This window comes from Endobacterium cereale, from assembly GCF_009617585.1.
In the GTDB taxonomy this organism is placed as follows: Bacteria; Pseudomonadota; Alphaproteobacteria; order Rhizobiales; family Rhizobiaceae; genus Neorhizobium; species Neorhizobium cereale.
In genome coordinates, this window is sequence record NZ_WIXI01000050.1 from 175,056 (window position 1) to 190,456 (window position 15,401).

The 15,401-nt window shown below is 58.0% G+C and carries 13 protein-coding genes; 10 read left to right on the forward strand and 3 right to left on the reverse strand.

Features of this window, described 5'->3' with window-relative positions:
- Positions 1-3 precede the first annotated feature (3 nt).
- The 3 genes from GAO09_RS24355 to GAO09_RS24365 all read right to left on the reverse strand — a co-directional run bounded on the left by GAO09_RS24355 (position 4) and on the right by GAO09_RS24365 (position 3,855).
- On the reverse strand, positions 4-1,080 hold the full coding sequence (locus tag GAO09_RS24355) for an ABC transporter ATP-binding protein (RefSeq protein ID WP_153358642.1): 1,077 nt from the start codon (positions 1,078-1,080) through the stop codon (positions 4-6).
- A gap of 163 nt (positions 1,081-1,243) precedes the next feature.
- Positions 1,244-2,515 carry an acyltransferase family protein gene (locus tag GAO09_RS24360; protein WP_153358644.1) on the reverse strand — a complete coding sequence of 424 codons (1,272 nt, stop codon included), beginning with the start codon at positions 2,513-2,515 and terminating at the stop codon, positions 1,244-1,246.
- Positions 2,516-2,973: 458 nt separating this feature from the next.
- On the reverse strand, positions 2,974-3,855 hold the full coding sequence (locus GAO09_RS24365; RefSeq protein ID WP_153358646.1) for a LysR substrate-binding domain-containing protein: 882 nt from the start codon (positions 3,853-3,855) through the stop codon (positions 2,974-2,976).
- Between the two features lie 132 nt (positions 3,856-3,987).
- Between GAO09_RS24365 and GAO09_RS24370 the strand changes: the two genes are divergently transcribed.
- The 10 genes from GAO09_RS24370 (at position 3,988) to GAO09_RS24415 (ending at position 15,379) form a co-directional block, all read left to right on the forward strand.
- A complete protein-coding gene (locus GAO09_RS24370; RefSeq protein WP_153358648.1) occupies positions 3,988-5,538 on the forward strand; it encodes an ABC transporter substrate-binding protein in 1,551 nt (516 codons plus the stop codon).
- A gap of 27 nt (positions 5,539-5,565) precedes the next feature.
- Entirely contained in the window at positions 5,566-6,447 is an 882-nt protein-coding gene (locus GAO09_RS24375; RefSeq protein ID WP_153358650.1) for a dihydrodipicolinate synthase family protein, read from the forward strand.
- Between the two features lie 37 nt (positions 6,448-6,484).
- Complete coding sequence (locus tag GAO09_RS24380) at positions 6,485-7,447, forward strand: nucleoside hydrolase (protein ID WP_153358652.1); 963 nt, start codon at positions 6,485-6,487, stop codon at positions 7,445-7,447.
- Positions 7,444-8,424 (forward strand): nucleoside hydrolase, encoded by a 981-nt coding sequence (locus GAO09_RS24385; RefSeq protein WP_153358653.1) that lies wholly within the window; start codon positions 7,444-7,446, stop codon positions 8,422-8,424. Before GAO09_RS24380 ends, GAO09_RS24385 begins: the two co-directional genes overlap by 4 nt.
- Entirely contained in the window at positions 8,421-9,395 is a 975-nt protein-coding gene (locus GAO09_RS24390) for an ABC transporter permease (protein WP_153358656.1), read from the forward strand. The genes GAO09_RS24385 and GAO09_RS24390 overlap by 4 nt, the downstream gene beginning before the upstream one ends.
- Complete coding sequence (locus GAO09_RS24395) at positions 9,395-10,336, forward strand: ABC transporter permease (protein WP_153358658.1); 942 nt, start codon at positions 9,395-9,397, stop codon at positions 10,334-10,336. The genes GAO09_RS24390 and GAO09_RS24395 overlap by 1 nt, the downstream gene beginning before the upstream one ends.
- A 4-nt stretch (positions 10,337-10,340) precedes the next feature.
- Positions 10,341-12,146 (forward strand): ABC transporter ATP-binding protein, encoded by a 1,806-nt coding sequence (locus GAO09_RS24400; RefSeq protein ID WP_153358660.1) that lies wholly within the window; start codon positions 10,341-10,343, stop codon positions 12,144-12,146.
- Between the two features lie 11 nt (positions 12,147-12,157).
- A complete protein-coding gene (locus GAO09_RS24405) occupies positions 12,158-13,036 on the forward strand; it encodes a ribokinase (protein WP_153358661.1) in 879 nt (292 codons plus the stop codon).
- Positions 13,037-13,475: 439 nt separating this feature from the next.
- Positions 13,476-14,360 (forward strand): AraC family transcriptional regulator, encoded by an 885-nt coding sequence (locus tag GAO09_RS24410; protein ID WP_338015097.1) that lies wholly within the window; start codon positions 13,476-13,478, stop codon positions 14,358-14,360.
- A 107-nt stretch (positions 14,361-14,467) separates the two neighbouring features.
- On the forward strand, positions 14,468-15,379 hold the full coding sequence (locus tag GAO09_RS24415; RefSeq protein ID WP_153358665.1) for an ABC transporter substrate-binding protein: 912 nt from the start codon (positions 14,468-14,470) through the stop codon (positions 15,377-15,379).
- The last annotated feature ends 22 nt before the right edge of the window (positions 15,380-15,401 follow it).

A 15,401-nucleotide genomic window follows, 5' to 3' on the forward strand; every position in this document is an offset into this window, starting at 1 on the left:
AACTCAGTTGAACCAGCAAAGCTGGCCGGCATCGACAGTGATTCCCGCCCTTTGACCGGGCGTCAGTCGAACGGAACTCAGAAATGTCAGGTCGGGAATTCCTACTGACGATGCAATTCTGACGGTGGTCAGATGGCCATCGCCACGGAAGCGGGTGGTCATGACGTCTGCATCGAAATTGCCGGCGCCTGCTGCTGTTACGCGCAGAGAACGCGCAGGTATCAGGACTTGTCGGGCAGTCTCCCGGTTAGCGTTTTCGCTTGAAAACCGGATTGACGTGCCCGGTATACGATAGCCGTCCTCGTGGCGTTCCACGGGTGTGACGCTGCCGAGACGCAGGAAGTCTGCCACTTCGGCGCTTGCGGGCTTGAGGATGACCTCCTCAGGTGTCGCCATCTGCTCGATCAACCCGCCGCGCATGACCGCCACCTTGTGGGCGAGCGAAAAGGCTTCGCTTTGATCATGAGTAACGTAAAGTGCGGTCAAACCAAGAGTGGAAACGAGATTGCCGATTTCGTTGACCATGCTTTCGCGCAGTTCACGATCCAGGTTGGAAAGCGGCTCGTCGAAAAGCACGATTTGTGGTTCGGCTACGATTGCACGGGCAATCGCCACGCGCTGCTGCTGTCCGCCGGACATGTCGGCAGGACTTCTCTCAGCAAAACCATCAAGACCAACGCGGGAAAGGGCCGCGCGAACACGGCGTTCTCTATCCGCTCTTGAAACACCGCGCATTTCCAGCGGGAACGCGACATTTGAGCCGACTGTCATATGGGGCCATAACGCATAATCCTGGAATACCATTCCAAGGCCGCGCTTCTCGGGCGGAGTGTAGAGCCCCCTCCCTGCATCGGCAACGGTTGTCCCGGCGATGCTGATGGAGCCGGCCGTCGGCGTTAAAAGACCGGCAACCAGCCTCAACAGTGTAGTCTTGCCGCAGCCTGACGGCCCGAGCAATGCGAGCGTCTCGCCCTTTGGAAGCGTAAAATCAATGCCCTTCAAAATTCGCGTCGCACCATAGGCGAGCTCTATCCTCTCCGCCGCTACAGCCGCGATGTCAGGTCCGGAAAGGATGTCCATGGAAAAGTGCTCACGATTTCGTCAGCTGTGGCTATTTCCTTTTGATGACAGTGATGTGACGAATTTCGCGAGGCCTGTGGCTATACTTTGCACCTGCGCGGGATATTGATCGTAAAAAAAGCGGAGGTGTATGATTGTCTCAAATACATGCGATTAACGCGTATTATGTTTCTTGCACCCCGATCGGTAAGCGTGAATTTCTGCCGAAAGACGATTTTTCAGAGCGGAACTCACCGTCGATGTCTTTTTCCGAGGTCTCGGCAATTTTGTAGGCATACGCTGTATCGGTTGTAGGGATACTGATCTGCTGCGTGAGCGACTTTAACGGTACGGTCAATTTTCCCGCTGACTGGCGTAGGAAGTCTTCTATTCTCCCGGTCCGAATGAAGTTGTTTATAGGTCTCTCGTAAAATTTAAAAATGAGAACAGACAAATATATTCCGAATAAAACTACCGGTATTGCGAAAAATAACAGTGATAATGCGTTGTCTTTATCAATGTATCTGGAGAACGTGCTGTCCGCGAAAAATATCAATAATTGATGTGACATGTATAGGCTAAAAGACGCTTCGCCCAGCAAAACCAGGCGAGGATGTAACAGCATTCTGGAGATTTTTCCTCTTCCTATGGCGAATACGAAAACAGCTATGCTCATAGGAATGATGTAGTACAGGTCCCATAGAAGTATCTTGTTGATGCGAAATTGAAGGCCAATAAATGTTAATGACGCGACGATAATTATCGCTGATATCTCAAGCATAGTCGCGATTCTGTATGTTAATTTTATGTCTGTTCGCTTGTATAATTTGTATATTATAATTCCCGTTAGAAAATCCACGAATCTGTATGCAGGATTTATGTAGAATTGCCATATTTCGGCGTCCTGGCTTTGTGGCGGTATTTTGGTGGCATGGAAGTATATGAGCCCGATCAGCATAAGCCATGTAATCGCAACATACCTTGTGCTGATGTGTATGATGAATATGAACATGGTGTAGAAGAATATTTCGTTTGATATGCTCCAGGATACGCCGTTGTACCCGAAATAATATGACGCATCTGGTACCCAGCTGTGCATCAATGAAATGTTTGCTGTAAATCTACTGATTGAAAATGTTTGAAATGAAAGGTGGTAGCAATATAAATATGTTGCTACTCCCAATGTAAGGATGTGAACCGGAAATAATCGTCCTATTCTATTTCTCATGAATGTATATGGACTGTATTGTCCTGAGGATATCTGTCGGTCCGCGCTGTAGCTGATTATGAATCCAGAAAGAATGAAAAAGAACGTAACGCCGACAAGCCCGGTGCGTATGACGGGCGATATGAGCTCGATCGTCGGGCTTTGCGACGTATTCCAAAAGTTAAAGTGGTTCACGAACACGGCGAAAGCAGCAAAAAATCGCAGGGATGTCAGTGCATTAAGGCGCATTTCGTGATCCTCGGTTCAAAGAGGCACAAGGGGCAGGCCTGCCCCTTTTTTATTGAGTGCTTTGTTGGTGCAGTCAATCCTGGGTAGTATTAGTGATCAGTTGAAATTCGATATGGCAAACTCTTTTATTGAATCATGCCCAACTTTCTTTCGCGTATTGCGATATTGCAACGAGCAGTGCGCTCTCCATGGATGCATGCATGTAGGGCCAATATCATCACGCTCATTGTCTCGAGGAAAATGATGCTTGGCGCGTTCAGCGTTGCCACAGCTCGGCCGAACGGCGCCTTTGCAATCAAGGCTTTCCTGCACGGCATGAATGTTGTTGGGGCTCGCCTGTTGAAAATGCCAGTAATGCCTCTGGCCTGAACGCGAGGCTACGTGGCCAGGTTTCGGGCCGTTTCAGCGCTTGCCGGAAATAGTCAAGCCGCGTCAGTTCCGCCAGGATTGCTTGCGCATCAAAGTGTCATCATGACGCGCATGCGCTCAACCAATTCGTCAAGAATGGCAATCTTCCGGGCCCCGACAGGGCGTATCGCGTAATAGGAGACTTCGATTGCCGGCTCGAACGGTATCGCCACAACCTCGGCGCCGGCGGAGCGCAGGCTGGTCTGGTCTACGAGGCCGACGCCCATGCCGGCCGCCGCGAAATAACAGCAGTTCAACATGGAAGTTTCCATTGTGCTCACCGGTTGATGCTCCTCGATAGAGAAAGCGCGATCGAGCGCGAGCCTCAAAGGGGAGTTTCTCCCGGGAATGAGCACGCGTTCATCGAGCAGGTCGGCTGGGGTGACGACCTGACGGGAGGCAAGACGGTGATCCGACGTCATGGCTGCAACGGCATTCGAGCTGTGCAGAAGCACGGCATTCTTGTCGGCCATCCGGGGCGAGCCGAAAACAAGACCGAGATCATAGCGATTCTGATCCACCATGTCCCAGATGTAACGGCTGTTTTCGACATCGATGACAAGTGGAATGTCCAGCCGTTGGCCGATCACGTCAATGATCGCCTTGTGAAGATATGGCCGGACGAGAGAGGTGACGCTGCCAATCCGAAGAACCGTATTCTTGTGCAGGCGGATATCGTCCGCAGCCTGCGCGATCTGGTCGAGACCGAGATAGAGCCGCTCCACCTCGCGATAGAACTGCGTCGCCTCCGCCGTCGGCACCAATCGGGCGCCGACCCGCTCGAACAGTGTCATCTGCACGATGTCTTCAAGGTCGCGGATAAGGCGGCTGACCGCTGGCTGCGTGACGTTCATCGCGTCGGCAGCAGCCGTGATGCCGCCCGCCATCATAACCGCCCGAAAAGCCTCGACCTGTCTCGGCTTCAATCTCATCCGTCACTCCTCTCATAACATTTCGGCATGACTTGAGTACAAAATGCAATTTTTCTTCTGTCAGGTAAAACGTTAATTGTTTTCAACCCGCAGGGAGAGTGCGGCCATGGACAACCCGGAGGAGTCCCAATCATGAAGTTTTCTGTGTTCGCAGCCGCATTGGCAGCGTCTGTTTTCGCCATGCCGCTCGCAAGCCAGGCTCGGGACCTGACTGTTGGTCTGTCCGCTTCGACGACGTCCATGGACCCGCAATTCTATGTCGTTGGCCCGAACAGCGCGATGGCGCGCAACATTTTCGATGGCCTCGTCAATCAGGACGACAAGCAGCAGATCCAGCCGGCTCTGGCTGTCTCCTGGACGATCGTTGATGACACGACCTGGGAATTCAAGCTGCGCGAAGGCGTGAAATTCCACGACGGCAGCGATTTTACCGCTGAAGATGTGGTTGCCAGCATCAAGCGCATTCCGCTCGCATCGACCAACAGCCCGAGCTCGTTTGCTGCTTACGTCAAGGCGATCACCGAAGTCACCGCCGTCGATCCGCTGACGGTACGCATCAAGACGTCGGGCCCGACGCCGCTTCTCCTCAACAACCTCAGCCGCATCGCCATGCTGCCGGCCGAGATGGAAAAGGTCACGACCGGTGAAATGAACACCGGCAAGGGTGTCATCGGCACCGGCCCGTTCAAATTCGTGTCCTGGTCGCCGGATGACAACGTCGTCGTTGCCCGGAACGATGCCTATTGGGGCGAAAAGGCTGAATGGGACAAGGTGACGTTCCGCGTCTTCAAGAACCCGAGCGCCCGTGTTGCCGCCATGCTTTCGGGCGATGTCGACATGATCGAGAACATCCCGACCGCGGATACGCGCCGTCTGGAAGCTTCCGATCAGATGAAGGTCGTCAACATTGCCGGCAACCGTATCATGTATCTGCATATGGACCAGAACCGCGAACAGTCGCCATTCGCCAAGGGTGCCGATGGCAAGAACCCGCTGCTGAGTGCCGATGTTCGCCGCGCCCTGTCGCTGTCGATCAACCGCGAAGCGCTGGTCGATCGCATCATGGACGGCCAGGGCGTGCCGGCTGGTCAGGTCGTGCCGGAAGGCTATTTCGGTTATGACCCGGCCATCAAGGTGGATGCCTACGATCCGAACAAGGCGAAGGAACTGCTGGACAAGGCCGGTTATCCGGATGGTTTTGCGCTGACCTTTCATGCTTCCAACGACCGTTATCCGAACGACAGCAAGGTTGCGCAGGCGATCGGCCAGTTCTTCAGCCGCGTCGGCATCAAGACCGAAGTCGCCACCCTGCCGGGCAGCGTCTATTTCACCCGCGCTTCCAACCTCGAATTCTCATTCATCATGGGCGGTGCAGCCGTCGAGACCGGCGAAGCGTCGGGTGTTCTCGGGCCGATCCTCGAGAGCTACGGCGAAAAGGCCGGTCAGGGCAATCGCGGTCGTTATTCCAACCCGGAATTCGACAAGGCGCTGAACGACGCCCGTTCGACGCTGGACGATGCCAAGCGCGAGGAACTGCTGAAGAAGGCAACGGAAATCGCCATGGGCGACCTCGGCGTCATCCCGGTCTTCTATCTGGCCAACACATGGGCGGTGAAGAGCGACATCGATTATGCCGGTCGCTCGGATGGTTACACGCTTCCCTACTACGTGAAGCCGAACTGATACCCGGATAAACAGGAGCGATCCGCCATGTCCTTCAGCGGTGTATTTCCCTATCTCGTCTCGCCGATCGATCCGTCCGGCCAGGTGATGCAAGGCGTGCTGACGGACCTGGTGGATCATCTGATCGATGCGGGCGTGCATGGTCTGGCGCCGCTCGGCAGCACCGGTGAATTTGCCTATCTCTCCCAGGACCAGAGACGTCGCGTCGTCGACACGGTGATTTCGGCCAATCGTGGCCGGGTTCCCGTTGTCGCCGGCGTGGCGTCGACCTCGACCGCCGATGCCGTCGCCCAGACGGAATACATGGTCGAAGCGGGAGCGGACGGCATTCTGGCCATTCTCGAAGCTTATTTTCCGATAAGCGACGAGGGTGTGGAAGCCTATTTCACGGCGATTGCCAAGGCAGCCAAGGGCCGGCCGGTGGTGCTCTACACCAATCCGCAGTTCCAGCGTTCGGACCTGTCGCTGCCGGTGATCGAGCGGCTGAGCCATATCGACAACATCCGGTACATCAAGGACGCGTCGACCAATACCGGCCGTCTCCTCTCCATCATCGAGCGCACCCGTGGCCGCATGGAGGTGTTTGCCGCCTCCGCGCATATTCCAGTGTGTGTGATGATGATCGGCGGCGTCGGCTGGATGGCGGGACCGGCCTGCATCGTGCCCAAGCAGAGCATCGCGCTTTACGAGGCGGCCAAGGCCGCCGACTGGGCGCGTGCGATGGAATTGCAGCGACCGATGTGGAAGGTCAACGAGATTTTCGCAAAGTATTCGATCGCCGCCTGCATCAAGACGGCGCTCGACCTGCAGGGTTTTGCCGTCGGTAGCCCCATGCATCCGCAAATGCCGCTGTCTGATGCGGCGCGGGCGGAAATTGCCGGCGTGTTGCGTGATGTCGGCGCGCTCTGAAGCTTTCTTATATCCCAGACATTGAAGGCGTTATTTTATGAAGCCGATTTCGATCATCGTCGATTGTGATCCCGGTATCGATGACACGATTGCGCTCCTGACCGCATTCGTTTCGCCGGAACTGAACATCCTTGGCATCACGCCGGTTTGCGGCAACCAGCCGCTGGAGCGCACGGTGCGCAACGCGCTGCAGGTCTGCGAACTCGGAAATCGCACCGATATCCCGGTTTATGCCGGCTGTTTCCGGCCGATGCTGCGCGAGCCGATCCACGGCCAGTTCCATGGCAAGACCGGGCTTGGCAACACAACGCTGCCGGAGCCGGTGAAAAAGGCGGAAGAAATCACCGCCGTCGATTTCCTCGTCGAGGCGCTCGGCAAGGCTGCCGAGACCGGGGAGCGCATCACGCTCTGCTGCCTTGGCCCGCTCACCAATGTCGCCGTGGCGCTGCGCATGAAGCCGCAGCTGGCGGACGGTATCGAGCGTATCGTCATGATGGGCGGCGCCTATCGCGAGCCGGGCAACCGCACGATGACGTCCGAATTCAACGTTCTGGCCGATCCACATGCCGCCCACGTGGTCTTCTCCAGTGGCATTCCGATCGTGGCGCTGGCGCTCGACGCCACCCATCAGGTCATGCTGAAGCCGGAACATGTCGCCGAATTTTCGCGCGTCAGCGGCCGGATTTCGCAAACGCTTGCCGAACTCATGGCCTTCTGGGACCGCAACGACGTGCGCCGTTACGGCTCACGCGGTGGCCCGCTGCATGATCCGCTGGTCATGGCCTATATTCTTGCGCCGCATCTGTTTGAAACGCAGAAGGCCCGCGTGTTCGTGGAATATGAAAGCGAACTCTGCATGGGCCAGACGATTGCCGACTGGTATGGAAAGAGCGGGCTGGAGCCGAATGCCGATATCGTCACCAAGGTCGATGCGGATGGCGTGATCGCTTTCTTCCTAGAGCGCCTGTCGCGTTACGCGACCGAAAAGGCCGTCGCATGAACATTCACAAGGTCATCATCGATGCGGATCCGGGTGTGGACGATGCCGCCGCCATCCTGATGGCGCTTGCCTCGCCGGAAATCGAGGTGCTCGGCCTGTCGATCGTCGCCGGTAATGTGTCGCTCGAGCATACCGTTGCCAATGCCTGCAAGCTGGTGGGCCTGAGTGGTCGTCGCGATGTGCCGGTTCATGCCGGTGCCAGCGGGCCGCTGGTGCGCGAGCAGGTTTATGGCAAATATGCCCGTATCGGCTCGTTTGACGACAAACTGGTCAAGGCCGGTGATATCGTGCCGTCGGACGAAAACGCGGTGCAGTTCATCATCCGTTCGGCGCGGGCTGCCGCAGCCGAGGGTGAACAGATCACCATCTGCGCCATCGGGCCGATGACGAATGTGGCGCTGGCGCTGATCCAGCATCCGGATGTCGCACGCGGAATCCGCCAGATCGTTTCCATGGGCGGTGCATTTACGGCGCTTGGCCATCGCACGCCCTGGGCGGAATTCAACATCTATGCCGATCCGCATGCGGCCGAGATCGTTTTCCAGTCCGGTGTGCCGATCGTGCTGATGCCGCTCGACATGACGTTTCAGGCGCTGTTTACCGCCGAACATTTCGAAAAATTCCGCGCCGGCGGCGAGGCGGGTGCGGCGCTCTACAACCTGTTTTCGACCTTCGACCGCAGCGATGAAAAGCGCTTTGGTCGTCCGGGCGGGCCGATCCATGATGCGACGACGATCGCATGGCTCATCTGCCCCGAACTGTTCACCAGCCGCGAGGCTTTTGTCGGCGTGCAGGTCACCGGCCTGACGATGGGTTATACCTATGCCGATTTCTACAAGAAGATGGACCGGCCGGCCAACGCCACCGTCGTCACCGATGTCGACGAGACCGGGTTCATCGCGTTGCTGATCGAGCGCATCGCCCGCCATGGCGGTCAGGCGCTTGGCGGTAAAACTCTGGGAGGCTCACACGCATGAGCGGATATCTCTTAAGCCGGTCGCTACAGACCGTGCTCACCCTTCTCGTCATGTCGGTTCTGGTCTTTGCCGGCCTCTTTCTCGTCGGCAACCCGGTGGACGTGCTGTTGAGCCCGACCGCCACGCCCGCCGAGCGTATACAGGTCATCCAGTCTTTTGGCCTCGATAAGTCGGTATGGGAACAGTACTGGATCTTTCTGACCAATGCGCTTTCCGGCGATCTCGGCAATTCCTTCGTGTTCAATCAGCCGGCTTTGACGCTGATCCTGAACCGCATGCCGGCAACGCTGGAACTGGCCTTCGTCGCGCTTGCGATGGCGCTGGTCATCGGCATTCCGCTCGGCGTTTATGCCGGCCTGAAGCCGAAGGGCTTTGTTTCTAAGTCGATCATGACCTTCTCGATCCTCGGCTTCAGCCTGCCGACCTTCTGGATCGGCCTCGTGATGATCATGTATTTCAGCGTCTATCTCGGCTGGCTGCCGTCATCGGGCCGTGGCGACACCGTCAACGTGCTCGGCGTGCCGCTCTCCATGTTCACGCTGGATGGCCTGTCGCATCTGCTGCTGCCGGCCTTCAATCTGGCGCTGTTCAAGATCTCGCTGGTCATTCGTCTCACCCGCGCCGGCGTGATGGAAACCATGCAGCTCGATTTCGTCCGTTTCGCCCGTGCCAAGGGTCTGCCGGAACGCCGCATCGTCACCGTGCATGTGCTCAAAAACACGCTGATCCCGCTGATCACCGTCATCGGCCTCGAACTTGGTTCGCTGATCGCCTTTGCCGTCGTCACCGAAACCATTTTTGCATGGCCGGGCATGGGCAAGCTGATCATCGACGCCATCGGCGTTCTCGATCGCCCCGTCATTCTCGCCTACCTGATGATCACGGTGGTGATGTTCAGCGTCATCAACCTGCTGGTCGACATCCTCTATTCGATCGTCGATCCCCGCGTCCGTCTTGAGGGGAACTCGTGATGACCGACAACAATTCATCCTCGACCACCTCGGTCCATGCGGCCGCCAATAGCGGCGCGAAGTCCGCCGCGCGTTCGCCTGCTGCCGAAGTCATCTACGCCCTGCTGCATGACAAGCTGGCGCTGCTCGGCATCGTGCTGGTGACGATCTTTATTCTTGCCGCCGTGTTCGCTCCACTGATCGCGCCGCAAAACCCCTATGATCTGGCACAGCTCGATATCCTCGACGGCCGCATGGCGCCGGGTTCGGAAAGCATGTCGGGCATAACCTATCTGCTCGGCACCGACACGCAAGGGCGCGACCTGTTCAGCGCCATTCTTTACGGCCTGCGCACCAGTATCCTCGTCGGTCTGTCGAGTGCGGCCATCGCGCTCGTCATCGGTGCCTCGATCGGTCTCACCAGCGCCTATGTCGGTGGCCGCACGGATTCGATCCTGATGCGCATCGTCGATATCCAGCTCAGCTTCCCCGCCATCCTGATCGCGCTGATCTTTCTCGCCATCCTCGGTCAGGGCGTCGACAAGATCATTCTCGCGCTGGTCGTGACGCAATGGGCATACTACGGCCGCACCATCCGCGGCTCGGCGCTGGTCGAGCGCAAGCGCGCCTATGTCGATGCCGCCCGCTCGATGGCGCTGCCGGATCGCAGCATCCTGTTCCGCCATATCCTGCCGAACTGCCTGCCGCCGCTGATCGTCGTCGCCACCATGCGTGTCGCCTATGCGATCATGCTGGAAGCAACGCTGTCCTTCCTCGGTATCGGCCTGCCGGTCACCGAGCCGTCGCTTGGTCTCTTGATCTCGAACGGCTTCGAATATCTGCTTTCCGGCGATTACTGGATCAGCTTTTTTCCGGGCATTGCCCTCCTGTTGCTCATCGTCGCGATCAATCTGATCGGCGATGCCCTGCGCGACATCCTCAATCCGCGTCGTGAGGGCTAAGATCATGACAAAACCAATTCTCTCCATCTCCAACCTCAACACCGCGTTCCGCGTCGGCAGCGAATGGCGCAATGTCGTCAACGGCGTCAGCTTCGATATCGCGCCTAAGGAAACTGTCGCCGTCGTCGGTGAGAGCGGTTCGGGCAAAAGCGTCACCGCCATGTCGATCATGCGGCTTCTGTCGCCCGGCAATTCGCGGGTGACGGGAAAGATCGAGTTCGAGGGCAAGGACCTTCTGTCCATTCCGCTCGACGCCATGCAGAAAATCCGCGGCAATCGCATCGGCATGATCTTTCAGGAGCCGATGACCTCGCTCAATCCGGTCCTGAAGATCGGTGAGCAGATCACCGAGGTTCTGCGTCAGCATCGCGGCATGTCGGAGGCCCAAGCCCAGGCGGAAGCCGTGCGGCTTCTCGAAAAGGTCCGTATTCCGTCGGCCAAATCGCGCCTCAACGAATACCCGATGAATTTTTCGGGCGGCATGCGCCAGCGTGTGGTCATCGCCATTGCGCTCGCCTGCGATCCAAAGCTGCTGATCGCCGATGAGCCGACCACGGCGCTCGACGTCACCATCCAGGCGCAAATCCTCGAACTGATCAAGACGCTGCAGGAAGAGGAGGGCATGTCGGTCCTCTTCATCACCCATGACATGGGCGTGGTCGCGGAAATCTCCGACCGCACCGTCGTTATGTATCGCGGCGAGCAGGTCGAGACCGGCACCACGCACGATCTCTTCGCCGGTGCCAAACATCCTTATACGCGCGCGCTTCTGTCGGCCGTGCCGCAGCTTGGCTCGATGACCGGAAAAGATCGTCCGTTGCGTTTCCCGCATGTCGATATGGCAACGGGAGACATCCAGCCGCCCAAGCCGACCGAGGATACCGTCAAGCGTGACGCACCGCCGATCCTCAAGGTCGATAATCTCGTCACCCGCTTCCCGGTCAAACAGGGTTTTCTGCGCAAGACGATCGGCCGCATCCATGCCGTCGAAGGCGTGTCGCTGGAACTGCGTCAGGGCGAAACCCTGTCTCTGGTCGGCGAAAGCGGCTGCGGCAAGTCGACAACTGGTCGCTCGATCATTCGCCTCACCGATCCGGTGTCCGGTGAAGTGCAGATCGACGGCAAAAACGTCATCAAGGCTGGAAAATCGGAACTGACGGATATCCGCCGCGAAGCGCAGATGATCTTTCAGGATCCGTTCGAAAGCCTCAACCCGCGCATCCGCGTTGGTCAGGCGATTGCCGAACCGATCATCACCCACGGTCTGGTCAAGGCATCGGATGCCCGTCAGCGTGTCGGCGAACTTTTGGAGCGCGTCGGCCTGTCGGCCTCGATGGCGGATCGTTTCCCACACGAGTTCTCCGGCGGCCAGCGTCAGCGTGTCTGTATCGCTCGTGCGCTTGCACTCGAGCCAAAGCTGCTGATCGCCGACGAGAGCGTCTCGGCGCTCGACGTGTCGGTGAAGGCACAGGTCATCAACCTGATGCTCGACCTGCAGGAAAAATTCGGCCTCGGTTACCTGTTCATCAGCCATGACATGGCTGTGGTCGAACGCATCAGTCACCGTGTCGCCGTGATGTATCTCGGTGAAATCGTCGAGATCGGTCCGCGCCAGGCGGTGTTCGAAAACCCGCAGCACGATTATACCAAGCGCCTGATGGCGGCGGTTCCGATTGCCGATCCGTCACGCCGGCAGACGCGCCGCATCTCCAATGACGAGATCAAAAGCCCGTTCCGTGCCGCCGATTATGTGCCGCCGAAGCGCACTTACGAAGAAGCCGGCGAAGGCCACTTCGTTCAGGTCGCGTAAGGGGAAATGCCATGATCATCACCTTCGGCTCCATCAATGTCGATTTCGTCTATGAGGTCGAGGAAATGCCGCAGGCGGGCCAAACCCTGCTTGCCAAGCGTTTTCGCACCGAATCCGGTGGCAAGGGTGCCAATCAGGCGCTGGCGGCAGCGCGCGATGGCGCCGAGGTGGTGATGGTCGGTGCTGTCGGCAAGGATGGTCTGGCCGATGTTGGCTTGCAGAACCTGTCGACAGTGACGGATATCAGCCGTGTCGCGCGTGTCGCGGAACCGACCGGTAATGCGTCGATCCATATCGACGCCGAAGGCCGCAACATGATCGTGGTGGCGGCCGGCGCCAATCTTTCTGCGTCATCTGATGCGGTGGAAGAGACGCTGCTGCAGCGGGCGAATATCGTGCTGATGCAGATGGAAAACGATGTGGTGGAAGCGGAAAAACTGATCCGACGTACACTTGCGGCCAAGGCGATCTCGATCCTCAACCTTGCGCCGGCCTATCCTCTTCCGCAGCAGGTTTTGTCACTGTGTGATCTGATCGTGGTCAACGAGGATGAGGCGGAAGCGCTGGCCCGCTGGCTCGGCTGCGGTTCATCGGCCCAGGCGTTGTCTGCGCATCTTGATACCGGCGTTTTGCGCACACTGGGTGGCAATGGCGCCGAAGCCTGCGCTTTCGGCGAATATGTCCGCATTCCCGCCATGTCCGTGGAGGTGAAGGATACGACGGCCGCCGGTGACTGCTTTGTTGGGGTTCTAAGCTCAGCGCTTGATCGTGGGCAACCTCTCAAATCGGCGATGGAGCGGGCGTCTGTTGCCGCCGGTCTGGCATGCTCCAGAAATGGGAGCCAGCGCAGCATTCCAGAGCGCGGCGAGACGGATCTCGCCAAATCTTGACAGCATCCTGCCAGATGGCGGCGACCACCGCAGCAATGGCGCGATAAAGTCCATAATCGTTGCCGGTCGGGGCTGCCGTCGTCCCCTCGATTGTTAAGCACGGGTCTCTGAACATCGATTTTCTCACGCCGACCAAGGGGGACATTATCCGGTTCCGGCACCGGCTGTTTCTGTGGGGCCGTCAGCTAACGATGCCGCCCCATCCCTGTTGAAGCGGCATTGGTTCCACTCTGAATTTTGCCGCTGCTTTATCTGTTAGGAATCGAAATACTGTTGCAGCCACGGCGCGATTTTTGTCAAAAAAGTATCAATGTAATTTTTGCTGTGATGTAGAAAAGCTTGCAAGACAACGCTTATGATCCTGACAAAGATCAAATCTGCAAAGTCGGAGGTTTGCAGATTTCGATGAAGATCCGTAGGCTCTTTGGGAGGAGATGCTGTGCAACCCGATCTGGAACTGGTCCATATCCGCAAGGGCGAGTCTTTCGCAGCCTGGACGCATGGCTATCCGTTCCGCACGGTTCGCTGGCACTATCATCCCGAATTCGAAATCCATCTCGTCGTCGCGACCTCGGGCCGCTTTTATATCGGCGACCACATTGGCCGCTTCGGGCCGGGTCAGCTGATCATGACCGGGCCAAACCTGCCGCAGAACTGGATTTCCGAAATCGCGCCGGATGAAATCGTGCCGGCGCGTTCGCTGGTCATCCAGTTTCCGCAAAAATTCATCGATGACAGCATTGCCGGCATGGTGGAGATGGAAGCGATTGTGCCGCTTCTCGAGCGCAGCCATCGCGGCCTGCTGTTCGACAATGCCACCAGTGACCGGGTGCGGCCGCTGATCGAGCAGTTGATCGAGACCCGCGGCATTCGGCGGCTGGCGCTGTTTTGGGAAATCCTCGACGTTCTGGCGACCGCACCGGAACCGGAAGTGCTCGCCAGCCTAAGCTACGAGCTGGACCTCTCGAACATCAATGAAAGCGGCATCAACCGCGCCATCGCCCACTTACGCGAACACCTGACCGACGAGGTCGATGAGCGTGATCTGGCGGACATGGTCGGCCACAGCCCGAGCTCGTTTTCGCGGGCGTTCAAGCGGCATACCGGCACGACACTGGTACGCTACCGAAATCAGTTACGTGTCGATCTCGCCTGCCTGGCGCTGCTGACCCGTCCCGATGTGAGAGTTGCCGAGATCTGCTACGAGATCGGCTTCTCCAACCTTTCGAATTTCAACCGACATTTCCAGAAACTCAAGGGAATGTCGCCTTCGCAATTCCGCGCGACTTTTGCGGCCAATGGAGCCTTCAAAGCCGCCGAATAGGCCAGACAACTGAATGCCCCTCATCGGGGATCAACAATTCGGAAAGCGAGGTGCTTTCCGGAAACGGACAGGTGTTGCCTGCCGTCGTCCAAAGGGAGGAATATCGGATGAAAAAGACATTGACCGCATTGTCGATCGCCATCGCCACGCTGACCGCAAGCTCGGCCCTGGCGCAGGATGCCAAACTGAAGATCGGCATGACCTTTCAGGAAATGAACAACCCCTATTTTGTCTCGATGAAGGAAGCTCTGGACGAGGCGGCAAAGTCGCTGGGTGCGGAAGTCGTCGTCACCGATGCCGGCCATGACGTGGCCAAGCAGATTTCCGACGTCGAGGACATGCTGCAGCAGAATATCGATATCCTGCTTTTGAACCCCACGGATTCCGCCGGTGTCGAGGCTGCCGTCAATGCCGCCAAGGCGCAGGATGTCATCGTTGTCGCCGTCGATGCCAATGCCAACGGCCCGGTCGATACGTTTGTCGGCTCCAAGAACAAGGATGCCGGTTACCAGTCGTGCAAGGCGCTCGGTGAAGCCCTGGGCGGCGAGGGCGAAGTCGCCATCCTCGACGGCATTCCGGTCGTTCCGATCCTGCAGCGCGTAGAAGGTTGCAAGGAAGCACTCGCCGAGTTCAAGGGCATCAAGCTGGTCGACACCCAGAACGGTCGTCAGGATCGCTCGGTCGCGCTTGGCGTGGTCGAAAACATGCTGCAGTCGCGTCCGAACCTCAAGGGCATCTTCTCCGTCAATGACGGTGGTGCCATGGGCGCGCTTGCCGCCATTCAGGGCTCCGGTCGTGATGTGAAGCTGACCTCGGTCGATGGTGCGCCGGAAGCGGTGAAGGCGATCGCCGACGGTACGCCGTTCATCCAGACGACAGCCCAGTTCCCGCGCGATCAGGTGCGCGTCGGCCTTGCCATGGCGCTTGCCCAGAAATGGGGCGCACGCGTCGTGCCGAAGGAAGTGCCGATCGACGTTCGCCCGGTCACCAAGGAAAACGCTGCCGAATTCAGCTGGTAAGCGCCTCCCGAGCGCCGCCCTC

What these genes read in the sequence shown, in the direction of transcription:
- GAO09_RS24395 (WP_153358658.1), top strand. Translation starts at nt 9,395, where the DNA reads ATGACCGACAACAATTCATCCTCGACCACCTCGGTCCATGCGGCCGCC.
- GAO09_RS24405 (WP_153358661.1), top strand. Translation starts at nt 12,158, where the DNA reads ATGATCATCACCTTCGGCTCCATCAATGTCGATTTCGTCTATGAGGTC.
- GAO09_RS24380 (WP_153358652.1), top strand. Translation starts at nt 6,485, where the DNA reads ATGAAGCCGATTTCGATCATCGTCGATTGTGATCCCGGTATCGATGAC.
- GAO09_RS24370 (WP_153358648.1), top strand. Translation starts at nt 3,988, where the DNA reads ATGAAGTTTTCTGTGTTCGCAGCCGCATTGGCAGCGTCTGTTTTCGCC.
- GAO09_RS24390 (WP_153358656.1), top strand. Translation starts at nt 8,421, where the DNA reads ATGAGCGGATATCTCTTAAGCCGGTCGCTACAGACCGTGCTCACCCTT.
- GAO09_RS24415 (WP_153358665.1), top strand. Translation starts at nt 14,468, where the DNA reads ATGAAAAAGACATTGACCGCATTGTCGATCGCCATCGCCACGCTGACC.
- GAO09_RS24355 (WP_153358642.1), bottom strand. Translation starts at nt 1,080, where the DNA reads ATGGACATCCTTTCCGGACCTGACATCGCGGCTGTAGCGGCGGAGAGG.
- GAO09_RS24360 (WP_153358644.1), bottom strand. Translation starts at nt 2,515, where the DNA reads ATGCGCCTTAATGCACTGACATCCCTGCGATTTTTTGCTGCTTTCGCC.
- GAO09_RS24400 (WP_153358660.1), top strand. Translation starts at nt 10,341, where the DNA reads ATGACAAAACCAATTCTCTCCATCTCCAACCTCAACACCGCGTTCCGC.
- GAO09_RS24365 (WP_153358646.1), bottom strand. Translation starts at nt 3,855, where the DNA reads ATGAGATTGAAGCCGAGACAGGTCGAGGCTTTTCGGGCGGTTATGATG.
- GAO09_RS24385 (WP_153358653.1), top strand. Translation starts at nt 7,444, where the DNA reads ATGAACATTCACAAGGTCATCATCGATGCGGATCCGGGTGTGGACGAT.
- GAO09_RS24375 (WP_153358650.1), top strand. Translation starts at nt 5,566, where the DNA reads ATGTCCTTCAGCGGTGTATTTCCCTATCTCGTCTCGCCGATCGATCCG.